Genomic DNA, 25,881 nt, shown 5'->3' on the forward strand with positions numbered 1-25,881 from the left:
GGAAGAGAGTGCTGAGCCACTTGCGTGGTCGCGGCGCCATATCACCACGATTACCCTCCTTCAATCAAGGGGTTACCCGCCCATTATGCTTGCCGTCTGGATCGCCTCGATCAGCGCGGCCCGATTGATGCGAGGGCGCTCGCCATCGAGCAGTTGCTGCCACAGCGCAATGGCCTGACTGTAGCGACCATGCAGGAAGTGATCGGAGGCGAGCAGCATCAGGGCGCTCACTTCCCCCGCGTCCTGCTTGAGGGCGCTCTCCAGCAGGCGGGTTGCCTCGGGAGTCAGCTGCTGGCCCGCCTGATAGTAGAGCACGGTGGCTTGGGCGGCCTGGGTCGCTGCACTGGCTCCCCCCTCCAACAGGGCGATACGCTGATAGGCGAGCAGGGCGTTGTCATATTCACCCCGATAGAGATAGAGCTGGCCGAGCGCCGCCCAGCTGTCGAGATCGGCGGGGCTGCGTTGAAGCTTCTGATGCAGACTCCCCAGCTCCTTGTCCTGCAGATCCCGCGGGCTCAACCCCGCCAGCGGATCGGGACGGGATGCATAATCCTGCCATGCCTGATAGCGGCCGCTGCCGAGATACACAGCGGCAACGGCCGCGATGGCCAGGAGGCCAAGCAGCAACAAGGCCCGCCCGTGCCGGTTATTGCGGCCGCGATTGTCACGCAGGCTGGCCAGTTGCGCACGCAGGGTCAGCTCAGCCGCCGGGATGACGTTGGCCAGGCGGGCGGCACTCAGCTCCCTGTAGAGTGGCTGGTCGGGGGAGAGGCCTGCTTGCTCCCCTTGCATGATCAGCAAATTCAATTCGCTGCGCGGATCGGCCGCAGGTTGATGAATGGGTTCAATCATTGCTCTAACGACAGGGATGGCTTGTACCTTTGTGCGTGTCAGGCGGCGAAACAGGGTCAACAGCGCCAGCCCCAACAGCAGCAGGGGACCGCCCCACAGCAGCGCCGTGCTGCTCTTGAAGGGGGGATTGTAGCGGACGAAATCGCCGAAGCGCTCCGTCATGCGGGCGATCACCTGCTCATCAGACAGCCCCTCGTCCACCCAGCGGTAGACCTCTAGCCGCAGATCCCGGGCGATGGGGGAGTTGGACTCCGCCAGGTTCTGGTTCTGGCACTGGGGGCAGCGCAGGGCGCGGGCCAGCTCTTGCGCCCGATTTTGCAGCTCGGGGTGGCGAAACTGATAGGTGTCGACCCCGCTGGAGTATGCAGTGGCACTCAGCAGCATGCCGAGGGCCAGCAGGGCGCAAGCAAGAGAACGGCACATCATGGCTGTGTCTCCAGAGCTGATATTGCAATAGACGGCGCAATTGCGGGTGCCGTTGTGGCGGCCTTCATTTGCGCATCCGCTCGCGCCTTGTCGAGCAGAGGGGCAAACTGGCGTTGCCAGATCCCTTTAGTAAGCTCGCCGGTATGGCGGGCTAGCAGGGTGCCATCGGCATCAAACAGATAGGTTTCCGGCGTGCCGTAGACGCCGAGCTCAAGGGCCAGTTTGCCGTTGGGGTCGGCCAGCACGGCGCGATAGGGGTTGCCCGCCTGGATAAGCCAGGCGCGGGCCGCATCCCCCTTGTCCCGGTAGTTGAGACCGTAGAGGGGCACTGTTGCCGCGAGCTCGCTGAGCAGCGGATGTTCAGCGCGGCAGTTGGCGCACCAGCTGGCCCAGACGTTAAGGACAAAGGGCTCCCCCTTGAGGCTGGCGGTCTGGATCCGACTCCCATCCAGCAGATTGTCGCTCTGCCACGCAGGCAGGGTACGCCCGAGCGTTGCCTCATCCTGGCTGTAGGGATTGTTGCCAAGGCCGAGCCAGAGCAGGGTGCCGAGGCTCAGGGTCAGCAGCAGTGGAACAAAGAGGCTCAGGCGGGATCTCATAACGCCTCCTGTTCGAGCGGGTGATGGGAGGCGCTAACCGCAACGGGGCGGGAGGCAAGCAAGGGGCGATGGGCGAGCAGACGCAGGGTGCCGCCCGCCATCATCAACAGGCCGCCGAACCAGATCCAGCGTACCAGCGGCTTGTAGTGCAGCCGCATGGCATAGGCATCTGGTCCCATCTTCTCACCCAGCACCACGTAGAGATCGCCAAAAAGTCCCCACGCGATGCCGGGTTCATTCATGTTCATGGTGCGCACGCTGTAGTGGCGCCGCTCCGGCGTCAGCCGAGCCACCTCTTTACCGTTCTTGCGCACGCTAAGCGTGATGCGCTCCGCGGTATAGTTGGGGCCGATCACAGGCTCGCGCCCCTCATAGCGAAACTCGAAGGCACCGAGCTGGTAGGGTTGGTTGGCACTTAGCACAGTGCCTCCTTCCTGACTTTGGTGACTCACCTGCGCGATGCCAAGGGCGCACACCGCCACCCCGAGGTGGGCCAGCAAACTGCCGAACCGATTGAGGGTGAACTCGCGCAGCGACGTCGGTTGCAAGAGCGGGAGCAGCAGGCTGGCCATCAGCCAGAGGCTCACCATATTGGCGAGGATGCCAATCCAGCTACCGGAAAACGATCCCTGTTCCAAATAGGCAAGGCTAAGCAGCCCGCCGCCAAGCAGGCCAAACAGCGGTGGCAACAGCGCGTTTAGTCTGGAATATGCCGCAAGCTGCTGCCAGCGCAGGCGCGGCAGTTGGGTCATCAGCCCCATCAGGCAGAGGGCCAGCGGCACGAAGATGGTATTGAAATAGGGGGCCCCCACCGAGAGCGAGCCCAGATGGAGCGACTGGAACACCATGGGGTAGAAGGTGCCGAGCAGCACGCTGGCGCAGGCCACGCAGAGCAGCAGGATGGCGGCGCCGAGCAGCCCCTCTTTTGACAGCAAGCCAAAGCGGGCATAGGGGGCGCGAATGTCCGCCCGCAGGGCAAACAGGGTGAGGGCGCAGGTCAATAGCAAGCCGAGCAGTAACAAGAGGGTGAGGCCGCGGCTGGGGTCGACTGCAAAGGCGTGCACCGAGGTGAGCACTCCGGAGCGCACCACGAAGGTGCCGAGCAGGCTCAAGGCAAAGGTAAAGATGGAGAGCAGCAGCACGGCGTGGCCGTAAGCGCCGCGCTTCTCGCAGACAATCAGGGCGTGCAGCAGAGCGGTGCCGAGCAGCCAGGGCAAGAGGGAGGCATTTTCCACCGGATCCCAGAACCACCAGCCGCCCCAGCCCAGTTCGTAATAGGCCCACCAGGAGCCCAGCACGATGCCGGCGGTGAGAAAGACCCAGGAGCCGAGCGCCCAAGGGCGACTCCAGTGGGCCACGGCGCCATCCAGTCTACCTGAATGGAGCGCAGCCATGGCGAAGGCGAAGTTGACCGCAAAGCCGACGTAGCCGAGATAGAGCAGGGGCGGGTGGATGATGAGGCCGATGTCCTGCAGCATGGGGTTGAGATCGCGCCCCTCCAGTGGCCCCGGGAATTGGCGGTCAAACGGGCTGGAGAAGATCAGGGTATAGAGACCGAACAGCCCGACGATCAGCCCCATGATGGCCAATACCCGGGTGCGGATGAGCGGATCGACCCGCTGGGAGCAAAGAGCCACCAGGGCTCCCCACAGCCCCAGCGCAAAGACGAAGAACAGCATGGAGCCCTCGTGGCCGCCCCACACGGCCGCCAGCTTGAAGCCCAGCGGCAGGGCACTGTTGGCGTGCTGGGCCACATAGCTGATGGTGAAATCATCCTGGCCAAAGCAGCTGGCGAGCAGCAGCAGGGAGGCCAACAGCAGGATGGCATTGATCAGCGCCAGCGGCGTGGCGCAGCGCAGCAGGGTCGGGGAGGCGAGCCGTAATCCCAGCCAAGGCAGTGTGCCCTGCAGCAAGGAGAGTGCCGCCGCCAGCAACAGTGAGAGATAGCCGAGCTCCGCCAGCACACAACCTCCAGTCAATCATTCGTCTATGTTATCCCCCAGCACCGTACCGGCGCTGGGGGATAACATCCACATTCTTGGCAACAACTCATCGCAACAAATAAGCGCCAGTCACCCGAAGGGCGGCTGGTGCTTATCCCCAGCTTTCAATAACCGGTTCACGATCCGTCGTGAGAGGTCGTCAGCAAGGTAAAGAGCAGCGCAGGAACCGCAATGTATGTGAATACATGAGGATTCCGAGCAGCACATGAGCCTTGATCACGGCCTCGCAACAGGAGCGTGAACCGGTTTTTAAACTACCGTCATCTGGCCGGCATAAAGCACGAAGTAGCGCAGCAGCAAGATCCCCACCAGGGTCAGGCTGCAGACCAGCACCAGATGGCCGTTTCGCTCCCGCAGGGGCGCCGGGGTCAGCAGGGCCAGCAGCTGGGGCAGCAGCATGCCGACCCCCACCACGCCGACCCAGAACACCTGAGCCCAGAAGCCGCTGCCGATGGCCGCCCACATCGCCACCTCTTTCTGGCCGCCACCGAAGTAGAGGCCGGTAAAGAAGCAGACCAGCAGCAACACCTCCATCACCAGCACTGGCCGTTCGAAGCGGTGAACAAAGCTCACCCCCTGGCTGTGATGGTTCTCCTTGAAGAGCGTCACCGCCAGCAAGATGGTGGAGGCGATGCCGGAGCTGATGCCCGAGACCAGAAACAGCACCGGCAGCACCGGGTTGTTCAACAGCGGATAGGTCTTGAGCGCGGAAAGCAGAAAGCCGGTGTAGGCCCCCAGCAGCACGGCGAGCAGCAGCAACAGCGGGGCCAGCAGCCGCTCGATGCGGGCAAGCCAGCCAATCAGCCCATCCACAAAAGCGAACTTCTCTTTCAGCAACCGGCTGCGCATTGTCTCGATCTCGGCCCGAAACACCACCGCCAGCCAGGCGAACAACACCGCCATATAGAACTGAAACAGCATGACCCCCATCGACATCACGGAGTCGAACTGGTAGTGGAACATCAGCTTCCAGAAGGTCCAGGGGCGGGCCAGATGGAAGATAAGGATCAGTAACCCCAGCACCACGCTCACCGGCGCCAGAATGGCGGTCGCCTTGATGATGCCGCTCTCGCTGCCTGCTCCCTTGCGGCGCAACAGCACCGAGAGGGTGGTGGCTCCGGCGGAGATGCCGAGCAGGAACAGGTAGATGGCGATCGGCCAGTCCCAGACAAGTGAAGGGAAGTGAAATGCGTCATGCAACATGATCCATTCCTCCTTCTGTTGCTTCGGTAGATGGCGATCGGACAAATCCCCAGACAAGGGAGAGGAATTGAAATGCCGCTTGCATGGTCATGACGTTATCTCCCCTTTGGGCACTCGGTACATCTTGGGCGAGGTGCCGAGTGCCTGCTTGTAGCGATAGGTGGTCTCCTTCACCAGCCGTTGGGCGATGGGGCTATCCGGATCATCCAGATTACCGAACACCAGCGCCTTGGTGGGGCAGGATTCCACGCACGCCGGCTCTTTGCCCGCCGCCAGGTTGGTCTTGCGGCAAAAGTCGCATTTGTCCGCCACTCGGGTGACCGGGTTGATAAAGCGCACCTGATAGGGGCAGGCAGCGAGGCAATACATGCAGCCGATGCAGAGATCCGCGTCGACATCGACGATGCCATCCTCCTTGCGAATATGGGAGGCGCCGGTCGGGCAGACGTGCACGCAGGGGGCGTTGTCGCAGTGCTGGCAGGACTTGCGAAAGAAGCGGTACTCGGCGTCGGGAAATTCCCCGATGGGGCCTGAGCGGATGATCTCGAGGCGCGAGACCCCTTCCGGCACTTTGTTCACTTCTCGGCAGGCATCCATGCAAGCGGTGCAGCCGATGCAGGCCGTCTCATCGTGGATCATGCCATAGCGTATCCCATCGATGGTCTGGCTGTGGGCGAGGGTGGTGGCAAGGGAGCGGGTGTTGGCACGAGCAGCCCCCGTCATCATGATAAGGGCCCCTGCGCCCATGCCCGCCATAAAGTCACGGCGAGAGCAGCTCATGATGCCTCCTTGCCGGTAGCCGGTTTGGACTGCTCCTGCCGGGCCTTGCTGGCCTCATGCTGCTTGCTGTGGCAGTCGACGCAGAGCTTGATGCGGGATTTTTCCGGGATCCCCACCATGGGCTCCTTGGCCGGATGCAACTGGTGACAGCTGGTGCAGGTGAGCTTGGTGGCGTGCACGTCGTGGGCCCAGAGCGCCTCGCGCAGTGGTTTGGGCTCGTGGCAGCTCATGCAGACCCCGTTCTGCTCACTGATGGGATAAAGCTTGATGCTCTCTTTATCCTTCAGGCTGTGGCTGAAGCGCATCACATCCTTGACCCCTTCCCGGTGCTGGGGGGAGGGCTGGCCGTGGCAGTTGGTGCAGGTGACAGGTGCCAGGTTGTTGGGATTGGTCGCCTGACCATGCTTGCCGTGCATCCCCTCGCTCTGCTCCTTGTGACAGTCGGTGCAGGCCTTGTCGGGATTGCGTAAAAATTCCACCTCATGTGTAGCTGGAACAGGGGCGGAAACCGATTCGGCCGCCTGACCCTGCAGGCTGGTGAGCAGCATGGCTGCCATCAGCATCAGTCGTAAGAAATCCATCGTTAAATCACCCATAGGAAGCCTCCATCCGCTGCGGGCCTGGTCTGACCGAGCCCGCAGGCGCCGTTACTGTGCCAGCCGTCCGGCCGCTTTGGCCTCGGCATCCCAGGCGGGGACCGTGGTCTTGAGGAACTGGGCCTTGTCGTTGTTGAACTGCTTCATATCCATGCCAAGGGCCGCTTGCGCTTTCTCCTTGGTGGAGATGTCGGGGATGGCGATTTCGTGGCTGATCCCCTTGCTGGCCAACAGGCGCGCCAGCTTGGTGCGGGCGTCAGCGGCTTTATCCAGCGCGCTGCCAAGTACCTTGAGGGCCACTTCGGGGGCGTGCATCTGCACCCCGTGGGAGGCGATGGCGTAGTCCCAGCGCCACTGGGCGTGACGGATGTCCTGCAGAATATCCTTCATCTCTGCCTCGGTGGCGCCGGCATCCCAGGCCGCCTTGGCTTCAAAGTGGGTGTGTACCAGCTGCTTCTCGACCTTCAGCTTGGTTTCGATCACCGCCTCTTTGCGCTGCTTGACGATCCCTTGCAGCATCTCCTTGCTCTGGGTGTGGCAGTTGCGGCAGGTCTGCTCGAAACGATCGAAGGGGTTCCCCACCTTGTGATCGGTGTAGACCTTGCCCTGCTCGTTCTGCACCTTGGGCATGTGGCAATCGACACAGGCGACGTTGTTCTGGCCGTGAATGCCGGCGCGCCAGGTTTCGTACTCGGGGTGCTGGGCTTTCAGCATGGGGGTTTTGGAGAGGGCATGGGTCCAGTCGGCAAAGCCGATTTCATCGTAATAGGCCTCCATCTGCTCCACAGTGGTGCCCTTGTCCCAGGGGAATTTGACCGCCTTGGTGGGGCCGCTGAAGTAGTACTCCACGTGGCACTGGCCGCACACCTGGGACTGCTGATCAAAGCGCCCCTGCTCCTTGAACGGCTTGCCGATGGCGGTCATGGCCCGATCGGCATAGGGACGGGAGAGGTGCAGGGCAGGTTTGCCCTCCTTGAACTCCTTCGAGGCGGTGTCGTGGCAGTCGGCGCAGCCGATGGTGTTGACTACTTCCGGCCCACCTTTTGCCCACATCCCCTTGAAGTAGCCATCCTCACCCTTCTCGTCGATGACGCGGGCCACGTCCGGGCCTTTGCAGCTCCAGCAGGCCATGGGCAGGGGGCCATCTTCGGCGGTCTTGGGGGCGCCGGTGCGCAGGGTTTCCCGCACGTCGGTCAGCGCATAGAAGTGACCGCGCGGCTTGTTGTAATCCTTGGAAAAGGGGTAACCGCCCCACAGCACCACCATGTTGGGATCTTCCGCCAGCGCGTCGGTGCGTTCCTTGCTTTCGCTGGTGGCTTGCCAGCTGGTGAACTGATCGGCGTGATCCTTGGCGAACAGCTCGCTGCGCGCCTCGATCTTGCCTTTGGGTTGCGTGTCATCGGCTGCCTGCGCCCAGCCGCTGGTGCCGAGGCTGGTAGTCAGCAGCAGGGCGGCGAGGCCCAGTTTGATATGCCTGTGTTGTGAACCCACGTTTATCACTCCCAGATAAATGTTTTGGTCTCGTCTGACCCGTTCCATCTTGGTGTGGATCTTCCCCCCGTCGGGCGGGGTGGGCAGACATTCGCTTGCGGGTGAATAAAACCGCGCAATATATGATTGCTCGAGGGTTACCCTAACAAATAGGTAAATTTAATGATGATTTATCGGAGGGAGAGTTGTGCCAGATCAATTGGTGCACAGGATTGATCGCTGAAATGAGATCTGGATTAAATTTTATGGAAACTCAACTTCTTGTTAACTGCCGAGCATTCGATGGCAGGAGTTTGAACGGTACAGTTGCGTACTGGCACTTTTTGCTGCTGATCCTGATTGCTGCCGTATTGTTCACATATTCTGGCAATCTCTTATGCTAACAATTGACTGAATATGCAAATTTGCGGTGTTGTGCTGTGCGCTTTTTACCTTCGGATTATGATCCATTTATTGAAGCTGCAGTGGATTTATCGTCAAACGACAGAAATGGTCACGTGAAGTCTGATAGACCTATTAATAAAGGTGATGGGATTGGGTTCATCCAAATCTCTTTTTATTAAAAAGGGCCTGTTAGATGCACAATCTTGTAAGTTATGGCCATTTTATGGCAATCATTGTCGAAAATAGCGAAAAGACCCACTTAGTCTGGTGCGGTATGATTATTGAACAGACAAGTACTCTGTAGGTACTGATGTTGGTGGTTAAGGTTTTGCTGGAGGTTGTATGGCTGAGTTGCAAATTGAAAAGTCCACGGTGATCTCCCAACTCGAGGGCTCCGTGTTTGTCATCAGTGCAGATGGATCTGTCATACGAGCAAAGGTGGGGATGGCATTGCAGCCGGGGGATCGCCTGCAAACTGCCCAAGGGGGCCACTTTCAACTAGCCGAGCCGGGCAGTGAGCCTGCTGGTGAGCAAGATATGGCCGCCCAACCTGAGCCCGCCACACCTGCTGCTGATGGGCAACCGGCCGATCCGGAACTGGCCTCGTTGCAGGAGGCGATCCGTCAGGGTATTGACCCGACAGAGCAGTTTCAAGCGGCGGCCGCCGGTAACGCAGCCGCTGCGGGCAATATCGGTGGTGTAGCCGGTTCCAGCTCGGGTGGATTTGTGGTGGTCGATCGTACCAACGATTCCACCCTGGCCGAGGCCGGTTTTGATACCGATTATGCTGTGCAACCGGTGGGCGATGAGCTGCTGTTTTCCGAAGAGCGCGATTTCTTTGCCGCCATCACCATCACCGAGCCCCAAACCAGCGACAACATTATCAACGCCGATGAAGCGGCTGGCGTCATCATTCGTGGTGTGGTGGATGATGTGGAGGTAGGCCAGCCAGTCACTGTGACCCTTATCGATCAGGCGGGAAATTCACTGACGGTGACGACAGTGGTGCTGCCCGGCCTGGTGTGGGAAGCCAATTTTGGCGATGTGACCGGCAAGCTGGTGGATGGTCCGTTGCAGATTGTGGCCAATACCCAGGATCAGGCTGGCAACAACGCCAGCGATACCGGACAGACCCTGCTCGATACCATCACCACCATTACCCTCGATCTCGCCGATGAGAGCGACACCGGCGCCAGCCAGACCGATGATCTGACCCGCGACAATACCCCGCTGCTGCAAGGGAAGGGGGAGCCCGGTGCCACCGTAACCCTGAGCCTTGGCGGTAGCGTGCTCACCGTCCTGACGGTGGATGCCGCCGGTAACTGGCAATATCAGCTGCCGCAGACCCTGGCCGATGGCCAGTACCAGTTTCAGGTCAATTCCGTGGATATTGCCGGCAACCGTGCCAGCGATACCCTCGTTATCAATGTCGATACTCAGGCATCTATCGACATCGATGATCTCGATACCACTGCCCTGTTTGGCAACAGCAGCGCCACCCTGAGCGGCTCCACCAGCAATGTGGAAGCGGGTCAGAGTGTCATCATCACTTTGGTCGACAGCAATGGCCAGCCGCTGTTGACCACCTCGGCACTGGTGGGGGCCGATGGCCGCTGGCAGGTATCAGGTCTTGATCTCTCCGGTATCAATCAATCCTTTGAAGTGCGTGCCAGTGTCACCGATCTGGCGGGCAACAGCGCCAGCGATGGTGCACCGCTGATCGGTCAGAGCGAAACCCTGACGCTCTCCGAAGCCGGATTGGCCGGTGGCCCGATCTCCGCGACCGGTAGCCTCAATACCGGTGCCGGTCAGGATGGCAATCTGCAAGTCCAGTTCGCCGCTGATCAGAGTGCCTTGGAAGGGCTGGGGCTCGTCAGCCATGGCGCGCCCCTTGGCTACATCATCAACGGTCAGACCCTGACCGCCAGTGCTGGTGGGGCGACTGTCTTCACCCTGACCCTCAACAGTGATGGCAGTTACCGTATCGTCTGGAGTCAAAGCCTGAATCACGGTCAGGACGTGTTGCGCCTGCCGTTCAACCTCGAATATCGAGACAGCGACGGCGATCTGGTGAAGGCGCCGCTGGTGATCAATCTGGTGGACAGCAATCCGCCCAACTTTGACGTTGATCTCCCGCCCATTACCCTGACCGAAGATGCCTTTATCAACGGTGCTGCCGTAGTGGGTGAGAGCAGCTTTGTAGTCAAACACGGTGTCGATCCTTTGTTGGTGGATTCGCTGGTGTTCAGTAATCAGAACAGTACCCTGACTACCCTCAACGGCTCGGGTCTTGCCAGCGATGGTCATCCGCTGACCTTTGAATTTGCCGATGATCGCACCTTGGTGGGTTACTACCTGGATGGCAGTGGCCAACGGGTGGAGGTGCTACGCACCGAATTGAATGCGCAGCAGCAGGGCAGCGATCTGGCTGGGCGGGTGGTGGTCACCCTCACCGGCCCGCTCGATCATCAGGGCAGCGACATGCTTTCCCTTGATTTGCAGGTAAACGCCAATGAGATCGATGGCGACAGCACCAGTGCCAACCTGACGTTGACTGTCAATGATGGCAGTGATCCCGCATTGGGCATCGACAAGGGGGTCGCCCTGCAAGAGGGGGGCAACCAGAGCATCGATGGTCAGCTGCCGGTGACGGTGGGGAGCGATCGTCTTGTCTCCCTCAACTTTGAGGCTAGCCAGCCGGCTTTGGCGGGGCTCACCAGCCAGGGCAAGGCGACGAGTTACGAGGTTAAAGACAATCAACTGATCGTCAAGGATTGGCAGGGCAAGGCAATCCTCACTGTTACCATTGGTCTGGATGGCAAATACAACGTCTCCCTGACCGGCGTGTTTGACGAACCGGAAGCGACCAACAGCCTCAACCTTGGCCTGAAGGTACAGGGCTCAGATTATGACGGTGACAAGAGCAACCTCGGCACCCTCAATATCACCGTTACCGACGGTGCCTTGCCGCAGGTTAATCCTGTCTCCCTCACGCTCACCGAAGATAGCAACTGGCAGCAGGAGCAGACCCTTAACGGTGATTTGACTATCACGGCGGGCAGCGATCCGCTGGCCAGCATCACCTTCGACGCCAATCAGCCGGGGCTGCAAGGGTTCACCTCGGGCAAGCAGGCCGTGACCATCATGGTGGCCGATCATCGTATCGAGGGACGTACCCCAGATGGCAAGCTGGTGTTTGAGCTGACCCTCGGTAACGATGGCAAATACAGCTTCACCCTCCATCAACCGCTGGATCAGGGCAGTGCCGACAGCCTGCTCAAGGCGGGCTTTACCCTGCTCGACAGCGATGGTGACAAGGTCTCCTCCACTATTACCGTGGCGGTGGGTGATGGTGCCAATCCGACCATCTCCGCCGTGACCGGCACCACCATCACCGAGATGGCGCAAGGGGAGACGGCTGCTGTCAGCACTATGAGTTTCTCGGTCGCGCACGGCAGCGATGCCCTTGACCCCAACTCTCTTGGTTTTGACATCGCAGCTATCCAGAGCACCCTGACCGGACTCACCAGCCATGGTAACCCGGTCACTTTCGCCGTTGATCCCGCAACCGGTCAGCTGGTCGGAACCGCCGGTGGCCAGGTGGTGCTGCGCGTCGAGCTGAGCCTGGTCGATAACAACGGCAACTGGAGCGTCACCGCCAAGGTCACTCTGAGCGGCGAGCTGGATCACAAGGGGAGTGAATCGCTCAACCTGCCCCTTGCCGTCACCCTGGCCGACAAGGATGGCGATCGCATCGGTACCACGCTGCCGCTCACCATCGTGGATGGCAAGGCACCGAGCTTTATTCCGAGTGCTGGTGTGACCCTGGATGAGGGGAACCTCACCGGCAGCAACAGCCTGAGCCAAACCGGCCACTTCGATGTGCAAGCCGGGTCGGATCGGGTGGTCGAGGTGGCCTTTGCCGATGGCAGCCAGCAACCGGCGCTCACAGCCCTCGGCCAGCCCGTCAAATACGAGCTGGTTGATGGGGACCCCGCCATCCTCGGTAGCCAGCTGATCAAGGGTTATGTGATGGTGGATGGCCAGCGGGTCGAGGTGTTCGAGGTCAAGCTGATTGGCAGCCTCGATCAGGCTGGCAAGAACGGGTTTGACTATCAGGTCACCCTCTATCAGGGGCTTCATCAGGGCGGCAACGCCGTGACCGAGCTGCCCATCAAGGTGATCGTCAACGATTACGACAAGGCGGGTGGTAACAACGACAGCACCAGCGGCACCCTCAATATCCAGATTGGGGAAGGGGAGAAACCAACCCTGACCCTGACCGATGTAACCCTCAATGAAGGGCGCTTCGATGGCGCTAACTCGACCACTGATGACCAGCAGACGAGCGGCAAGATCACCATCAAGGCTGACTCGGATCCGGTGACCGATGTGCGACTGACCCTCTTCGGTCAGGTTATGGATGCCAGCGGCAAGGCCATCACCCATAACGGCGAAACCCTGACCTGGAAAGCGGTTGGCACCGATGGCCACACCTTCCAGGCGGTGACCAGTGGTGGTCTGGTAGTGATGACGGTCTCCATCCCTACCGTCCCTGCCACCATCGCCGCTCACACCAGCGCAGAGATCGGTTATCAGGTAACGGTGCATACCAACCTGGATCACGGGGCAGACAACAAGCTGGAACTGACCCTTCCGGTAGAAGTCACCGACAGTGACGGCAGCAAAAATCAGGGAACCGCTACCATCACGGTGAGTGATAGCGCAGACCCTGTGCTCGGTCTCGATAGAGGCGTCTCCCTGCAAGAGGGGGGCAACCAGAGCATCGATGGTCAGCTGCCGGTGACGGTGGGGAGCGATCGTCTGGTCTCCCTCAACTTTGAGGCGAGCCAGCCGGCTTTGGCGGGGCTCACCAGCCAGGGCAAGGCGACGACTTACGAGGTTAAAGACAACCAACTGATCGTCAAGGATTGGCAGGGCAAGGCAATCCTCACCGTTACCATTGGTCTGGATGGCAAATACAATGTCTCCCTGACCGGGGTGTTTGACGAGCCGGAAGCGACCAACAGCCTCAATCTTGGCCTGAAGGTACAGGGTTCAGATTTTGACGGCGACAAGAGCAATCTCGGCACCCTCAATATCACCATTACCGATGGTGTCTTGCCGCAGGTCGATCCTGTCTCCCTCACGCTCACCGAAGATAGCAACTGGCAGCAAGGCCAGACCCTTAACGGTGATCTGACTATCACCGCGGGCAGCGATCCGCTGGCCAGCATCACCTTCGATGCCAATCAGCCGGGGCTGCAAGGGTTCACCTCGGGCAAGCAGGCCGTGACTATCACGGTGGCAGACCATCTTATAGAGGGGCGTACCCCCGATGGCAAGCTGGTGTTTGAGCTGACCCTCGGCAACGATGGCAAATACAGCTTTACCCTCCATCAACCGCTGGATCAGGGCAGTGCCGACAGCCTGCTCAAGGCGGGCTTTACCCTGCTCGACAGCGATGGTGACAAGGTATCCTCCACCATTACCCTGGCGGTGGGTGATGGTGCCACTCCGGTCATCTCCGCCGTGACCGGCACCACCATCACCGAGATGGCGCAAGGTGAGGAAGCCGCGGTCAGCACCATGAGTTTCTCGGTCGCGCACGGCAGTGATGCCCTTGACCCCAACTCCCTCGGCTTTGATATCGCCGCTATTCAGAGCACCCTGACCGGACTCACCAGCCACGGCAACCCGGTCACTTTCATCATCGATCCCGCAACCGGCCAACTGGTAGGAACCGCCGGTGGGCTGGTGGTGCTGCGCGCCGAGCTGAGCCTGGTCGATAACAACGGTAACTGGAGCGTCACCGCCAAGGTCACCCTGAGCGGCGAGCTGGATCACAAGGGGAGTGAATCCCTCAACCTGCCGCTTGCCGTCACCCTGGCCGACAAGGATGGCGATCGCATCGGTACCACGCTGCCGCTCACCATCGCGGATGGCAGGGCCCCGAGCTTTATCCCGGGCGCTGGTGTGACCCTGGATGAGGGGGGCCTCACCGGCAGCAACAGCCTGAGTCAAACCGGTCACTTCGATGTGCAAGCCGGGTCGGATCGGGTGATCGAGGTGGCGTTTGCCGATGGCAGCCAGCAACCGGCGCTCACTGCACTTGGCCAGCCCATCAAATACGAGCTGGTTGATGGGGACTCCGCCATCCCCGGTAGCCAGCTGATCAAGGGTTATGTGATGGTGGATGGCCAGCGGGTCGAGGTGTTCGAGGTCAAGCTGGTTGGCAGCCTCGAGCAGGCGGGCAAGAACGGGTTTGACTATCAGGTCACCCTTTATCAGGGGCTTCATCAGGGCGGCAACGCCGTGACCGAGTTGCCCATCAAGGTGATCATCAACGACTACGACAAGGCGGGCGGCAACAACGACAGCGCCAGCGGCACCCTCAATATCCAGATTGGGGAAGGGGAGAAACCGACCCTGACCCTGACCGATGTAACCCTCAATGAAGGGCGCTTCGATGGTGCCAATTCTGCCACTGATGACCAGCAGACGAGCGGCAAGATCACCATCAAGGCTGACTCGGATCCGGTGACCGATGTGCGACTGACCCTCTCCGGTCAGGTTATGGATGCCAGCGGCAAGCCCATCACCCATAACGGCGAAACCCTGACCTGGAAAGCGGTTGGCACCGATGGTCACACCTTCCAGGCGGTGACCAGTGGTGGTCTGGTAGTGATGACGGTCTCCATCCCCACAGTGCCCGCCACCATCGCCGCTCACACCAGTGCAGAGATAGGTTATCAGGTGACGGTGCATACCAACCTGGATCACGGTGCAGACAACAAGCTGGAACTGAATCTGCCGGTCGAAGTCACCGACAGCGACGGCAGCAAAAATCAGGGAACCGCCACTGTCACGGTGACTGATGGCATCGACCCGATCATATCCGCCATTGAACCGGTTCGGGTCGAGGAGTCTGATCTCGATGCAGTGAACGGTCAGCATCCGGGGACCACACCTGCAGAGAGTGGAGAAACCGATAGTGGCAAGGTGACCATCACAGCCGGTTCGGATCGGGTTGCCTCCCTTGAGCTGGATGTGGCTGCATTCAATCAGGCCAATCACCTCACGTCGGGTGGCAAAGCGGTTACGCTGGCTGCACACAGCACCGGCTGGTATCTGGCTACGGCCGAGGGGGGCAAGCCCGTTTTCTGGGTTCACCTCGATGTTAACGGCAGTTACAGCGTCCATCTGGTTGGCCAGCTTGATCACGGTGCACAGGGCAAGGATGAGTTGACCATCGAAGTACCGCTGTTTGTCACCGATCATGATGGCGATCGCAGTCCGAACGTCAGCGTGACCGTGACGGTACAAGATGACATGCCTATCGGCACTGTGCTGGCACATACCCTGAGCGAGGGGAGCAGTACCGTGACCGGCGATCTGCTTCCTACTGCCAATGAAGGTGCGGATGGTGCCCGCGTCGAGTCGATTACCATCAATGGCCAGACGTACGCCATCAATGGCTCTTTGATACAAGATGTGATGAGCCCCGATGGCAAGCAGGTGATGGGAACCCTGACCATCTCTGCCGATGGGTCCTACTCCTTCAATCCTGCGGCCGGTTTCAATCACGACGCAAGTCAGCTCAGTCAGGTGGTGACAGCGCATCTGGTCGATGGCGATGGCGATCGTGCAAACAGCACACTGACCCTCAATCTGCAGGATGAAGCGGTGCGCTTTACCGTTAGCGCAGCCATTGGTAACGAAGATCAGGGGGCGCAAGACCCGAGGCTGGGTATCCCTATCAACATGCAGCTCGATATTGGCGATTTCGATCGCGGTGAGCATGTGGATCAGTTGCTTATCCAGACGCCTGCTAGTGCCGCCCATGGCACCTTCTATTACAACGGCGTAGCGCTTACCACTACGGCTGATGGCAAGTGGTTTATCGTGCCGCCAGCGGCCATGGTGACCAGTGATAATGTTCACTACACCACTCAGGGGGTGACCTTTGTGCCTTCAAGCAACTGGTCGAGCTGGAACAATGGCGGTCAGCCGCTGCACTTTCAGGTGCAACTGCAGGTCGGTGTCACCGAAGGGGCGGCACCTGCGGCCGTAACGGGGGATCTGGCTGTGACGGTGCGCGGTGTGGCCGACAAGCCGTTGTGGGATACAGCCAACACCACTCGCCACTATGACACCAATGAAGACAGCACGGGTATCAAGCTGGACGTCAAGGCGAGCCTGACTGATACCGACAGCTCCGAGACGTTGACCTATCAGATCAAGCTGGAAGCGGGCAAGGGAACCCTGATGCTCAACGGAGTCGAGCTCAAGCCAAATAGCAGTGGCATCTACACCGTTTCGGCCGGCAACATCAACAAGGTGACTGTGGTTCCCGGCAAGGATTTCAGTGGTGACATCAAGCTGTCGGTGACGCCGATCAGCACCGAGAAGAACCCGATCGCTCAGGGTCAGGGTACGGCGCAGGGAGACAAAATTGATCTGGTGATCAACGTCAATCCGGTGGCCGATGACGCCAAGCTCACTGTGCGTGACATTCAGGGCAAGGAAGACACCCTGCTCGATCTGGGCAGCAAGATTGCCCTTGCTCATCTGGGTGACAAACTCGATGGCTCCGAGCAGATGTTTGTCCGCATCAGTGGCCTGCCTGACGGTGCAACCTTGTTGCTGGGTGGTTCCGCCGTTGCACAGAACATAGCCGGTTACTATGAGGTTCCTTTTGATCGGATTGGCGAACTCAAGCTGCAACCGCCGAAAAACAGCAACGTCGATTTCGATCTGACCATCAAGGGGGTGGTGAAAGACACGGCGATATTGACCGATGCGAACGGCCAGACCCATACCGTGGTGAACGAAAAGGAGACGGGCTCCCAGACCCTTCATGTGGATCTGGTGGGGGTGGTGGATCAGCCCCATTTCGAGCTTGGCAATACCGGCTGGGAGGCCGAAGGGACAGGCTATGCCACCACAGTGGGCGAGGATGGGCGGGCGCCGCTTAACTTTACCCTCACCTCGGGCGAGTGGGTCGATACCCCGCACGACACCTCCGAGAGCCTCAACGTGGTGCTGCAAGGGCTGCCGGAAGGTGCCCGGGTCTTTGATGCCAATGGCAAGGAGCTGACCCTCACCTTTGCCGGACTCGATGCTCATGGCAAGCCGACCTATCAAGTCGATGTCTCCGATTTTGGCAACCTGCTTATTCAGCCGCCCCATAACAGCACGGCGGATTTGAACCTGATCGCCAAGGTGGTGGTGACCGAGAACGATGGCGACCACAAGAGCTTCGATGTGCCGCTGCATATCAAGGTGGAACCCGAGATTGACGCCACCGACTACAGCAAGTCCAGTCATGGCCTGGAAGATCAGTTCACCGTGCTGGACTGGCATCCGACCCTTACTGACGGCGCCGAGAAAGTCACGGCGCTGAGTCTCTCCGGGGTGGAGGATGGCTACCAGATCTGGCTGCGAGTCGGCGGTGTCGAGAGCCAGCTGACCGTGGTCAGTGGCAAGGTCACCCTGACTGCCGCCCAGCTCGATAGCCTGCTCAACGGGGGGCAACTGCTGGTGAAGGCGCCGGAGGATAGCGATCGGGATACCACTATCCAGAGCCATGTTACCGTGACCCAGCATGATGTGGATTCTGGCGCGGTGGCCGAGAAGGTGATCGATGGCAATCTGCATGTCGATATCCAGGCCGTGGTGGAGCCCGATGGCGTGCTGACCCAGAGCGGTGGAGCTCTCGTGGGGCAGAGTGGGGCTGATATAGACCTGAGTGGACGCTTCATCTTTACCGACCTCGATCCCTCGAGCGTGGAGGAGATCGACTATCTGGTGATCAACCTGCCGGTATTGAACGGTGGTGCAGGCGATCAGTTCGTGGTGGTTGGCGGTATCAACAACGGTAACGGCAGCTGGATCGTGCCGGCGGGTAATCTCGGTAGCTTCAAGCTGCATGCGCCGGACGGGTTTGTCGGCAAGGTCGAACCGATCCGCATCGATGCCATGGTGATCGACCGGGGCGATGATGGCGATGCCAGCGCCCATGTCAAAGTGAGCCTGGAAACCAGTGCCGAATTTGAAAACAAGCCAGTGACGCCCAAGACGCCGGCGGCGACTGTCGATATCGACGACAACGCCGTGCTGGTGGGCAAGGAGGATATCCGGGTTGATTTTGGTCAGCAGCTCAAAGGCGTGATCCATATCGGCGCCGCCGACCAGGCCAGCGACGAGGTGACCATTGTCCTCAAGGGATTGCCAGCAGGCGTCACCATCAGCGGGGCCGAGTACAACATCTCGACCGGTGAATACGTCATCAAGGTGCCACCGTCACTGGCTGGCCTGGAAGGGTTGACCCTTGGCTTGCCACAGGACTTTGCCGGTTCGCTCAATATCGAGGTGAAGGTGGTGAATACCGATACCGCCAGTGGCGACATCAAGGTTGACAGCAGCACGGTACGGGTCGATGTGGCCCCCGTGGTCGATGTGAATGGTGGCCGTGGCGAGCATCCGGAACTGACACTGACCGTGCAGGACACCAACCAGGACGGGCAGCCGGACAATCTGGAAGATAGCAAGATCCACCTCGATCTCTCGGTGAAACTGGCCGATATCAGCCCCTCCATCGCGGGCGGCGGTCTCGAAACCGTTGAGCGGGTCACCATCACGGTGGATGCGAAATATGGTTACTTCCTCGATGGCAGTGGCAAGCCGGTCAACACCTTGGTGGTCAACGATGTGGCAGCCCTCAAGGATTTGGTGTTTGTGCCCAAAGAGCACTTCAGCGGTCAGGTACCGCTCGACATCAAGGTCGATATCGTCGATACCGCGCTGGTCGGTGGCCAGCAGGTGACCGACAGCGGCAGCTGGAGCGGCCAGGTCAGCTTTAAGGTGAGACCGGTTAACGATCCGGCCCAGCTTTCGGTGCATAGCGTCACGGGGAGCGAAGATGGCACGGTTAACCTTGCCGGATTTGGCGCAACCCTAATCGATAACGATGGCTCGGAGCAGATCGTCGCGCTGCAGATCAAGGGGGTACCGGATGGCTTCACCCTGTCGGCTCCGGCGGTCAACAATGGTGGCGGCGTCTGGCAGATCCCGGTGGGGACCGATTTCTCCAAGCTGACCCTGATCACGCCAGCTGATTTCAGCGGCACCGTGGAGCTGTCGCTGAGCGCCTTTACCCTCGACAAGGGGCTCACCATTCCGCTCGAAACCAGTGGCAGCTTTACCGTCACCGTCAATCCGGTGGGGGATGCCCTTATCGCTGACATTCAGGGTCAGGCGAGCGGTACCGAAGGGGATGTGATTACTCTGGATCTGGGGCTGGAGACCCGGGATAACCAGCCAACCGGCGGCAGTGCGGGTAATGTGCATGAGAACAAGCCCGAGCAGGTGCGGGTCACCATCGAAGGGGTGCCTGATGGCGCCGAGATCCGCTTGCCAAATGGCGTGGCGGGGACGGTTGTTGATCTGGGGGGCGGTCGCTGGCAGGTCACTACCGAGGGCGGCAAGCTGGGTGCTGTCGAGCTGGTGACCAATGATGCCAACGGTGCACTGGATCTCAAGATCACTGCCCAGAGCCTCGACAACGGCGCCCTTGGCCCCGAGGTCAATGGCACCATCCATGTGGATGTAAGCCCGGTCAACGATGCGCCAATCAACGTAATGCCAACAACCCCTCAGGTCGAGCAGGAAGATCAGCCCTTCGTCATCCACGGTTTGCAGGTGAAAGATGTGGATGCGGGCAACAGCCCCATCAAGATCACCCTGTCGGTGGAGCATGGCACCCTGACGCTGCCTGCTGGCAGCGGCGTGACGGTGGTCGGCAACGGCACCGGTTCGCTGGTGCTGACCGGCACGCTGGCCGATCTCAATGCCTTGCTCTCTGGCGGGGTCACCTATCAGGGCAACAGTGATTTCTACGGCAATGACGCCCTGACCATGGTCACCAACGATCAGGGGAACACGGGTAGTGGCGGGGCACTCAGCGATACCGATGTGCTGCCCATCGAGGTGCAGCCGGTCAACGATGCGCCGGTCAATCAGCTGCCTGGCAGCATGACGGTGAAGGAAGATGGCTCCCTGTCGCTCTCCGGTGTCAGCGTGAAGGATGTGGATGCAGGCAGTGCGCCTGTCTCCATGGTGCTGCGGGTCGAGCATGGTGTACTGACCTTGATGGGTGCAACCGGTGCCGTGATGGTGCAGGGGGCGGGTACCAGCGAGATCACCCTGGTGGGGTCGCTGGCCGATCTCAACCAGTTGCTGGCAAGTAACCTGCACTATGAACCGGCCAAAGATTTCTGGGGAGAAGATACCCTTACCGTCACTACCTCCGATCAGGGCAACAGCGGTGCGGGCGGTTCTCTGAGCGACACCGATCAGGTGACCATCACTGTCACTCCCGAGCCGGATATGCCGGGTCTGACGGTGGATCAGCATGCGTTCCATGCCTTGCAGGGGGCCGTTATCCCCCTTGGCATCAATGCCAGCGTGGTCAATCCGGCAACGGGTGAGCTCTCCATCCGCATCAGCGGTCTGGATGGGGCGCAGGTGCAGGACGAGCATGGTCAGATCGTTGGTCATGCCGATGGCAATGGCGACTGGCTGATCCCGGCCGATCACTCGGTTCCGCTCTACTTCAGCGGTTTTGGCGACGGTGACCATGTGCTGGGGATCAGTGCCGAGTCGAGTGTCGGCGGCTCAACCGTCAGCACGCCCCTTGAGACCATTACGGTGCACGGCCAGAGTGGTCATGAGCTGGTCGGTTCCGATCAGGGGGATTGGCTGTTTGGTTCCTCCGGCGATGACCGTCTATTGGGGGGGCATGGCAACGACATCCTCACCGGCGGGGCTGGCCGCGATCTCTTCGTTTGGCAGCACGGGGACGAAGGGAGTCAGGCGCAGCCCGCCATCGATACCATCACCGACTTCCATCCGGAGCAAGGGGACAAGATCGATCTGGCTGATATGCTGCAAGGGGTCACTGGCAATGGTGTCGATGATCTGCTCAAGCATCTCTCAGCCTCGGTGACCACGGGGAGCAATGGCCTGAGCGATGTTAACCTCTCGGTGGCGCCAGCCGGGGATGGTCATGTGACCCAGCAGATCACCCTGAAGGATGTGGATTTGACCAGCTGGAACCTCACCAGCACCTCGTCCCACGATATCCTGCAGAGCATGCTGGAAGATCAACATAGCCTGATCATCCAGCACCCCTGATAGCGAGCGTGAAGCGTAAAAAGAAGAGCCGGCAATTGTCGGCTCTTTGTTTATCTCTGCGTGGATTGTTTTTTTATACGGCCGCAAGGGCCGGAGTAGTCAGGCCAACGCCTGGGCCAGCAGGTGGATCGGATGCTCACAGCGGAAGCTGGTGCTCATCTCGATCTGCCATTTGCAGGTCTCGCAATCGGTGATCACCAGATCGGGGGAGAGGCGGTTGATTTGATCGAACAGCCCCTCGCCGATGGTCTGGCTGGTCTGGTAGTTCTCCGACTTGAAGCCGTAGGTACCGGCGATGCCGCAGCACTGGGACTCCAGTACCGTCACCTTGACCCCGGGAATGGCGCGCAGCAATTCGAGGGTGTAGATGACGCCCCCCATTTTTTCCATGTGGCAGGGGGTGTGGTAGGCGATGTGCAGATTGAGCGGCTTCATCGCCGGTTTGTTGCCCTTGTAGAACTCGTTCCACAGGAAGCGGGTCACCAGCGAGATGCGATCCCGCACCTTATGGTTGTCCTGCTCCAGCAGGTGGGGATATTCATCGCGCAGGGTAAAGCCGCAGGTGGAGGAGGTAGCCAGCAGTGGCATCTCGTTACCCAGCAGGGAGTTCTCCATCTGCTTGATGTTGAAGGCCGCCTGTTGCTTGGCCTTGTCCATGAAGCCGTTGGCAATCAGCGGCACGCCGCAGCACTTCTCCCGCTCCAGCAGCTGCACACCGATGTTCATGGCGTTGAGCACCTGCACCAGCTCCTTGCCAAGCTGCGGGTGGTTGTAGTTGACGTAGCAGCCGTGGAAGTAGGCGATTTGGCGCTCATAACGGGCCTGCGCTTCTTTTTGCTTCTTGTACCAGCCGCGGAAGGTGCCCTGAGAGTATTTGGGCAGGTCGCGGTGGGATGAGACCCCCAGCGCCTTGTCCAGCACCAGTTTCATCGGCTTGAGGCCGGTGGTGAAGTTGACCACCGGCGCCATCAGGGTAGACATGCTGCCCATCAGATCGGTGTGGGAGAGCACGAACTCGCGGATCCCCGGTTTGAAGCCGCTGTATTGGTGCTTGGCCTTGGCGATGATGTCGCCGATGCGCACCCCGCTAGGGCAGGCCACTTCACAGCGTTTGCAGTTGGTGCAGTGCTTGAGGGCGCTGTCAAAGAGCTCGGGGCTCTTGATCCGCAGCCGCTCCCCATCCGGGCCAGCCTGTTTCGGGCCGGGGTAGGCAGGGTTGGCCTTGGCCACCGGACAGTAGGCGGTACAGACGGTGCATTTGATGCACTGATCGAAAGTTTGATTGGCGTGATCCAGTAGCATGTCAGTTCTCCTCCCGGCGATGATGAAGACACGGGATATGGGACGTAGTAATCATTGGGCCGCGCCCAGAATATGGCCGGCAGCCTGCCAGCCGGTGGCAACGGCAACGCCGGAGCCGGAACCTTCACGAATTGGGTCGTAATGGGCCAAGACACTGCCCGCGCCATAGAGGTTGGTGAGCGGCTTGCCGCCACGCAGCACTCTGAGCTTGTCGTCGGTCTTGACCCCGAAGCCCATGAAAGGGTGATGGTCGAACAGGCGGCGACCGGCCCAGGCATCACGCTCCTCCAGACTCAACACATCGGCATCGAAGATGGGTTCGCGAATGCCACGCAGACGGGACTCCAACCCACGGCTGAAGAAGCTGCCGGAGGCAAGCACGAAGTTGTCCGCCTCGAACAGCTGATCATCGCCATTCTGGGTATGTACGCCGACCACCCGGTCACCATCGTAACGGGCACCCAGCACCCGCTCGCTGGTGAGGAAGGTGCCACCAAGGGCCATAAAGCGGCGCTTGAGCGCCTCCTGCATCCGCATCCCGATCAGTGATGGCGGCATGGTCGCCACCTCCTTGATGGTGCAGCCGGTACGCTGCTCCAGCTCCGCCAGACGCGGGCCAACCAGCCCCAGCGACAGGCAGGCGGGCAGCACGATATGGCGGCAGCCGGGTACGCCGCTCTCCTGCACCATGCGGCTGATCTCGCGGGCCAGATCGGCCACCAGATGATGCTTGTCACACAGGCGCGCGATGTCGGCTGAGCGAAACTCGTGGGGATTGCGGCTGAATTCCGCCAGCTGGGGCAGGCGGATTTCGCCGGTCAGAATGCGGCAGTGGGCAAAGCGCGGATGGGTCGCCAGATTGGCGGCCGCCAGTGCCGGATGAAAGTCGCGAAAGCCCTCGAGGGTGGCCAGCAGCAGTACATCCGGGATCGGCGCATCGGTCACGCAGGCACAGGTATCGGGGGAGAGCCAGGTACGCTTGAGGGTACCGATGGGAGTCAGGCGCTGGTGATTGGTCTCGTGGCGAACCAGCGGCAATCCCTGCTCGGCGCAGTGGCGCTGCAGATCGGCCAGGCTCGCTTCGATATTCTGCATTCCCACCTTGCTGTAGGGGTGATCCGGATGGGCTGCCATAAATGCAGGCAGCGCCGCGCGGGGATCTCCCTCGCTTTCGAGCAGATCGACCGAGCCGGAGGAGAAGTGCAGCGCGCTCTGGCCGGAGGCCATCAGCAGGGTCTTCTGGCCCGCCTCCACCAGCCGCAGGGCAGCCGAGAGTCCCGCCATGCCACCGCCGATAACGATATTGTCAAACTTCATGACGGCTCTCCTTGTGAGTGGTCTCGCTTGTTGGGCCGCGTGGGGTATCGGCAACCAGCTGCGGCGCCGTCCATTCTCCCAGGCCAAACAGCCCTTCGTAGATCCAGTAGGTGAACTCGGCCTCGCGCAGGGCATCGCCCCACAGCACCGGGCGGGTTCCCTTGTAACGCTCCTCGAGGAACTGGCGCAGCATGACGCAGGCCTGACGGCCGTCGGCCTTGCCGTACTCCTGCATCAGGCCGGCGGCGCGGTAGGCGCAGAGCTCGCCCTGACAGGGCCCCATGCCCAGACGGGTGCGGCGGCGCAGGTCGATGAGGTTGTCCACATCCAGCTCGCGCAGGGCGTATTCGATTTCGCCTGCGGTGACCATTTCGCACTCGCAGATGAGGGCGTTGGCCTTGGGGTTGTCACGGAAGAAGGCGATGACCCGCTCGCCGTGGCGGTATTGGGCAGAGCCTTCGACCGGCACCGAGAGGCCGGGAGCGGAGACCTTTTCCGGATCCCGCGAACCGGGCAGGCTCAGCTCGGCGGTCTGGCAGGGTTTGCTGTTACCGAGCTTCTTGGCCAGCAGATCGGTGGCCCACTCCGCCATCAGGCGGTAGGTCATCAGCTTGCCGCCGGTGATGGTGTTGAACCCCTTGAGGCCGTCACGCTCGGCGTGATCCAGCAGCACGATACCGCGGCTGATGTTGCGGCCGGTGTCGTCACCGTCCACCGCCACCAGCGGGCGTACCCCGGCGTAGGCGCGCAGCAGACGGGTGCGGGCCATGATGGGGGCGAGCTTGATCCCTTCTCGCAGCAGCACCTCCACCTCTTCCGGTTCGACGGTGAGCTGGTCAATCTTGTTGTAATCGATGCGACTGGAGGTGGTGCCGATGAGGGAGATGGTATCGCCCGGCACCAGAATGTCCGCATCCGCCGGTTTGCGGGCGCGGTTGAGCACCAACTGGTTGATGCGGTAATCCATGATGAGCAGGGAGCCTTTGGCCGGGAACATGCGGATGCCGAGATCGGCGTATTCGCAAATTTGCTGGCCCCAGATGCCTGCGGCGTTGATCACCTCCTGACACTCCACCTCGAACGCTTCGCCGGTGCGAGTGTTGATCGCCTTGACGCCGTGTACCCGATCCTGAGTGCGCAAGAGTCCCAGCACCTTGCTGTGGGTGAAGATGCGCGCGCCATGCTCTTTGGCGTCCAGCACGTTGGCGGCGGCGAGGCGGAACGGGTCGACCGTACCGTCCGGTACATGGATGGCGCCGATCATCGCCGGGTTGGCGTTGGGCTCCATACGCAAGGCTTCGCGCGGATCGAGCTGGCGGGTTTCGATACCGGCCAGGGCACAGGCATCCATAAAGGTGGTTTGGAAATTGATGTCATCTTCCGGCAGGGTGAGGAAGAGGCCGCCCGTGTCTTCGACACAGTGGCTGGCAATCCGCTTGAGGATGCGGTTTTCTTGGATGCATTCGCGGGCGGACTCCTGATCCGTCACCGCGTAGCGGGCACCGGAGTGAAGCAGGCCGTGGTTGCGGCCGGTGGTGCCGGCGGCGATATCATCGCGCTCGAGCAGGATGCAGTCGATGCCGCGCAGTGCGCAATCGCGCATGATGCCGGCCCCTGTGGCACCGCCGCCTATGATGACGACTTGTGTAGTTATTCTTTTCATTGTTGCCCGTCTCATCTCTTCCAGATGAGGCCAGTGTGGCCTACTTCTGAGTGGAAATGTTTGATATG

The 25,881-nt window shown here is 60.5% G+C and carries 11 protein-coding genes; 1 reads left to right on the forward strand and 10 read right to left on the reverse strand.

What is annotated here, in order from left to right:
• Window positions 1-72: 72 nt before the first annotated feature.
• The 7 genes from nrfF to nrfA form a co-directional block, all read right to left on the reverse strand.
• Window positions 73-1,278 (reverse strand): heme lyase NrfEFG subunit NrfF, encoded by a 1,206-nt coding sequence (nrfF, locus tag AB5Y99_RS14640; RefSeq protein ID WP_368210011.1) that lies wholly within the window; start codon window positions 1,276-1,278, stop codon window positions 73-75.
• On the reverse strand, window positions 1,275-1,877 hold the full coding sequence (locus tag AB5Y99_RS14645) for a DsbE family thiol:disulfide interchange protein (RefSeq protein WP_368210013.1): 603 nt from the start codon (window positions 1,875-1,877) through the stop codon (window positions 1,275-1,277). Before AB5Y99_RS14645 ends, nrfF begins: the two co-directional genes overlap by 4 nt.
• The gene (gene nrfE / locus AB5Y99_RS14650) at window positions 1,874-3,841 is read right to left on the reverse strand and encodes a heme lyase NrfEFG subunit NrfE (protein ID WP_368210014.1); all 1,968 of its coding nucleotides are present in this window, start codon (window positions 3,839-3,841) and stop codon (window positions 1,874-1,876) included. Before nrfE ends, AB5Y99_RS14645 begins: the two co-directional genes overlap by 4 nt.
• Before the next feature lie 288 nt (window positions 3,842-4,129).
• A complete protein-coding gene (gene nrfD, locus AB5Y99_RS14655; RefSeq protein ID WP_279487556.1) occupies window positions 4,130-5,083 on the reverse strand; it encodes a cytochrome c nitrite reductase subunit NrfD in 954 nt (317 codons plus the stop codon).
• A gap of 87 nt (window positions 5,084-5,170) precedes the next feature.
• A complete protein-coding gene (gene nrfC / locus AB5Y99_RS14660; protein ID WP_123173180.1) occupies window positions 5,171-5,863 on the reverse strand; it encodes a cytochrome c nitrite reductase Fe-S protein in 693 nt (230 codons plus the stop codon).
• Window positions 5,860-6,459, reverse strand: a complete 600-nt coding sequence (nrfB, locus tag AB5Y99_RS14665) for a cytochrome c nitrite reductase pentaheme subunit (protein ID WP_127006539.1) — start codon at window positions 6,457-6,459, stop codon at window positions 5,860-5,862. Before nrfB ends, nrfC begins: the two co-directional genes overlap by 4 nt.
• Before the next feature lie 51 nt (window positions 6,460-6,510).
• Window positions 6,511-7,956, reverse strand: coding sequence for an ammonia-forming nitrite reductase cytochrome c552 subunit (gene nrfA / locus AB5Y99_RS14670; RefSeq protein WP_323892487.1), 1,446 nt, complete (start codon window positions 7,954-7,956; stop codon window positions 6,511-6,513).
• 720 nt (window positions 7,957-8,676) lie between these two features.
• Here nrfA and AB5Y99_RS14675 point away from each other — a divergent pair.
• Window positions 8,677-21,531 (forward strand): retention module-containing protein, encoded by a 12,855-nt coding sequence (locus AB5Y99_RS14675; RefSeq protein ID WP_368210016.1) that lies wholly within the window; start codon window positions 8,677-8,679, stop codon window positions 21,529-21,531.
• Between the two features lie 99 nt (window positions 21,532-21,630).
• Here the strand turns inward: AB5Y99_RS14675 and glpC are convergent, their stop codons facing one another.
• From glpC to glpA, 3 genes are read right to left on the reverse strand one after another with little or no spacing between them, the layout of a single operon-like run.
• On the reverse strand, window positions 21,631-22,833 hold the full coding sequence (gene glpC / locus AB5Y99_RS14680) for an anaerobic glycerol-3-phosphate dehydrogenase subunit GlpC (RefSeq protein WP_040069181.1): 1,203 nt from the start codon (window positions 22,831-22,833) through the stop codon (window positions 21,631-21,633).
• A 51-nt stretch (window positions 22,834-22,884) separates the two neighbouring features.
• On the reverse strand, window positions 22,885-24,150 hold the full coding sequence (gene glpB / locus AB5Y99_RS14685; protein WP_368210017.1) for a glycerol-3-phosphate dehydrogenase subunit GlpB: 1,266 nt from the start codon (window positions 24,148-24,150) through the stop codon (window positions 22,885-22,887).
• Window positions 24,140-25,813 (reverse strand): anaerobic glycerol-3-phosphate dehydrogenase subunit A, encoded by a 1,674-nt coding sequence (gene glpA / locus AB5Y99_RS14690; RefSeq protein ID WP_368210018.1) that lies wholly within the window; start codon window positions 25,811-25,813, stop codon window positions 24,140-24,142. Before glpA ends, glpB begins: the two co-directional genes overlap by 11 nt.
• Window positions 25,814-25,881: the final 68 nt, after the last annotated feature.

The organism is Aeromonas sp. R4-2, from assembly GCF_040908295.1.
In the GTDB taxonomy this organism is placed as follows: domain Bacteria; phylum Pseudomonadota; class Gammaproteobacteria; order Enterobacterales; family Aeromonadaceae; genus Aeromonas; species Aeromonas veronii.